At 59.3% G+C, this 4,127-nt stretch carries 3 protein-coding genes; all 3 read left to right on the top strand.

Features of this window, described 5'->3' with window-relative positions; translation table 11 throughout:
• Positions 1-817 (top strand): S-layer homology domain-containing protein (locus ABGT74_RS11840; RefSeq protein WP_346705632.1); only part of this gene is annotated, 817 nt, incomplete at its 5' end.
• 181 nt (positions 818-998) lie between these two features.
• On the top strand, positions 999-2,498 hold the full coding sequence (locus ABGT74_RS11845; protein ID WP_346705633.1) for a WG repeat-containing protein: 1,500 nt from the start codon (positions 999-1,001) through the stop codon (positions 2,496-2,498).
• 240 nt (positions 2,499-2,738) lie between these two features.
• The gene (locus tag ABGT74_RS11850; protein WP_346705634.1) at positions 2,739-4,049 is read left to right on the top strand and encodes an S-layer homology domain-containing protein; all 1,311 of its coding nucleotides are present in this window, start codon (positions 2,739-2,741) and stop codon (positions 4,047-4,049) included.
• Positions 4,050-4,127 lie beyond the last annotated feature (78 nt).

Consider the following 4,127-nt stretch of genomic DNA (forward strand, 5'->3'; position numbering starts at 1 on the left):
CGGCTCGGACAACTGGGGCGGCCAGTTTGATGCCATCAACCAGACCATCGAGTTTTCGACCCCGTATTCGGGCACCTATGAAGTGATTGAAAATGCGGCGGAGATCGTCGATCTGGCAGACTGCGACGAGCAAACCGCTGCCGCCATCCGCTTCATGGTTTCCAAAGGGTATTTCTCGGTGGACGACGCCGGCAACTTTGACCCGAACGGCACACTCAACCGTTACACCTTCGCCGAAGCGCTGGTGCGCATGTTCTTTGCGCTCGACCGCAGCCTGACCACCTCGTTCACCGATGTGGCGCAGGACAGCCCGTATTATGCTTATGTTGCCTCAGGTGAGCAGGATAATATCATCGAGGGCTTTGAGGACGGTACTTTCCGCGGCGAAACCGACGTGCTGCGCGAGCAGGTGATCGCGCTGTGCAGCCGCACGCTGGCGGATAAGAAGGGATACAGTTACCCGGCTGATCCGTCCGCCTATCTGACCTTTGCCGACGCGGACGCGATCGCAGACTGGGCGCGCGAAACCACCGCGCTGGCCGTGCGTGAGACGCTGATCGACGGCACGGGCACGCTTGCACCGCAGCAGGCGATCACGCGCGGCGAAGCGGCGCTCATGCTGTACCGCCTGTTCATGCTGCTGTACGAGCCGCCGGTAGCCGAGATGGCGTTCGACGGCTTTGACGATAGCAGCCCGGTGCCCGCCATCGTGCTGACGCTCGGTGGCATCGCCGCGCTGAGCGGCGCAGGTGCAGTGGTATACTGCCGCAGAAAGCGCCCGACCGCGCCGCCGACGGACGACAGTGACAGCACATGACGGCTGCACAATACACCGGCCGATATGGCCAAAATGATTTTCCTGCACGACACAGAAGGCTGACCGATTCGGTCGGCCTTCTTTTTTCTACAAAAAATTTTCTAAAATTTTTTGGTTTGGATAAAACCTGCCGCTCCCCTGCGGACTCCTAAGGGTATCAAACAAAAAGGGGAGTATGAACATGAGTGAGATGTTACAGGATTTGCGAACCGTGCTGGACATTTGGAACGGAGCAGTGTCGGCTGTTCAGGCGGTGATTCTGTCCGTTATGGCATTGGTTGCGTTGCTGGAGTGCTTCTTCGGCTTCAAACTGATCAAACTGGCCTTTGCCGTGTGTGGTTTTCTGCTGGGCGGCGTAGTCGGCTTCGCGGTCGGCGCGCTGGCGCTGGGGGCACCGACCTCGGGTGTGGTTACGGCTGCGGTGCTGATCGGCGGCATTGTGGGGGCGGTTCTGCTGTTCCGCATTTATCTGCTGGGCGTGTTTCTGAGCAATGCACTACTGACCCTGCTGTTGTTTCTGCTGCTGCTGGGCGCGGAGCCCCCTGCGTTGCTGCTCGGCGCGGTGTGCGGCATTGTGGTCGGCGTGCTGTCCGTCAAGTTTGTACGCGTCTGGATGATTTTCAGCACGGGTATTGCGGGCGGTACGCTGGCCGGCCGCTCGCTGATTACGCTGCTGATCGGCGCGCACCCGTTCCTCTCTGCTCTGCTCGGTCTGATGCTGAGCACGCTGGGTATCCTGTTCCAGTGGAAAACCACCGCGTCGGCAGCCCAAAAGGGCCCGGCGGCGCCAGCCTTCGTCCCGGAACCCGCAACCGACCTGCCGGAAACCGACGTACCGCGGTCCGTCTGCCCGCAGCCTTCGGCCAAGCGCAAGTATGTGCTCTCCGGAGCGGGCATCGCCCTGACCGTACTGGCCGTCGGCACAATGGCCGGGTTTACCGGCACCGCCGAGGCGGCACCGGTCGTGGCCGATACCGCGGAGGTATCCGACAACGAGGATATGGCAGAATTCAGTCTGGATCAGGTAAAAGATTATGCAGAGGGCGAAACCACCGCGCTGACACTGGTGGAACAGGGCGTCACCCGATATCTTTTCGACCATGACGGTGAAATCATCGCGCAGGGCGACGGCCTGTATTTCGCCGGCGAGATCGACGGCGAACCCTGTGCGCACGACCGGTATACCGGCGATGTGTACGACGCACAGGGGCGGGTGCGCTTCAACACCAAGGATATTTCCTATGGGCTGAACGAACTCGGCGGCTTTTCCGAGGGACTGTGCCCGGCATACCGGCAGGCGGCGTACCAGATGCACAACGGCGAGCGCGGCGCGCTCGAGCCGTCCGGCTGGATCGTGCTGGACATCGAGGGCAACGTGGTGCTGACGCTGGACACACAGTATGACCGAGTGGACACCTTTCTCAACGGGCATGCCGTTGTCCGGCAGGCGGCGGACGGGTTCGGGTTCCGGTTTGGGCTGATCGACCGCACGGGCAACCCGGTCGTCCCCTGTCAGTATGCTTCTTTGTCCTACGCGCCGGACCAGACCACGCTGATCGCGCAAGCCGAGGATGGCGCCTATGGTGCGCTCGACCTGCAGGGCTGCGAGGTCGAACCCTTTGTGCATGACTCGGCGGACGAGGTGCTGCAGGCGCTCGGCATGGAGACGGAGAAGACGTGATGCCATCCGGAAATCGGGTCATTTTATACAATGTGAGGTATAATTATTGACAGAAAGATGTATATCTTATATGATAAAAGCGTCACTCTTCCATTTTATTTCAATCTTAAAATGTGGATAAGGAGAAGACGGATAACGACCTGTGGCGTCAGACAAAGAGGGAGGGAAAAGAGAGGCTGAGGAAATGAACCGGGGGTTCTGTTGGGCTACGATAGCAGAAAAACGAATGGAGGAAAAAAGATGAACGTAAAAAGATGGATTTCGGCGGTTGTATGTGCGGCGACGCTTGCCGGCAGCATGGCGGTTGCGGGCGCGGCAGAGTATCCGACCGTGGAAAAGGGAACGAGCGAGGAAGGGGTCAGCTATGTGCTGCACTATCCTAAGGTATACGGCATGATCGACGCCAAGATTGCGGTGATCAATCAGTCGTGGAACGGCGATGGCGAGCGCAAAGAAGTGGAGCTGGAACTGCCGGTCGTTGCTGCCGGCGACCCCTTCGAGCTGGAGTTTACCGGCGGCTTTACCAGTGCGCGCTGCCCGGATTGCGACAAACCGCTTTCCCAGCCTAGCGGCGGCAGCAGCAACAGCATGGCCAACGGCACGATCTATGACGGCCCGTGTATCGTAGTGATGATTGGTGGCGATGTCTATAAGATCAATGCGGAAAATGCCGCCTTTGCGGACACGTTTGAGTGGCGCGGCCGTACGAACAACCGTCTGGCACAAACTGATAATTTTGTCGAACTGGACTATGAGGAAGATTCAATCGGTCTGCGGTCGATCACCGATCTGACAATCGATCAAGACGATCACTTCCATTTTGCACCGGGCAATAAGTACTACGACCCGAACGGCGACAATTCATATGGCTGGGCCAACCTTTCGTTCCAGACCGGATTCTATCTGCGTCTGCCGGAAAGCACGATCACGCAGATGGATTTCTCCCAGACCTATACCACCAAGGAGCTGGAAGCGCTGATCAATGGCGAGATTCCGGCCGCAGAACCGAGCGACTGGGCGCAGGCCGAGATTGCCGCCGCGGATGCCGCCGGGCTGATTCCCGAACTGAATGGCAGCCCCGCCTGGCAGAGCAGTGCCTCCCGTCTGCACTTTGCGCAGCTGGCAGTGCGTCTTGCGGAAACCGTGACCGGCGAAACCCTGCCCGCGGCGCCAGAATCCACTTTTGTGGACTGCACTGAAGTAGACGTGCGCAAGGCGTATGCTGCAGGCATTGTCAACGGCACCTCGGACACAACCTTCTCGCCGGAGGATAAGCTGACCCGTGAGCAGCTGGCCACCATGCTGTGGCGCGCGGCGAGCTATATCCAGCAGCAGACCGGCGAGCAGGTTCTGACCGCGGGTGGTTCGCTGGAGGGCTACACCGATGCTGGCAGCGTATCTGATTACGCCACTGAAGCAGTCGCGACGCTGGCAAACTACGGCATCATGAAGGGCACGAGCGCAACCGCGCTGTCCCCGCAGCAGGACTGCTCGGTCGAGCAGAGTGCGCTGCTTTGCTACCGTCTGTATGACCACTTTGCGAAAGCATAATAACGGCGGTTACACGTCTGAACCGACAGAAGGCCGGCGGGATTCCGCCGGCCTGTTTACAGCTTTAATGATAGCAAC

The sequence above is a fragment of the uncultured Agathobaculum sp. genome (assembly GCF_963927765.1).
GTDB lineage: Bacteria > Bacillota > Clostridia > Oscillospirales > Butyricicoccaceae > Agathobaculum.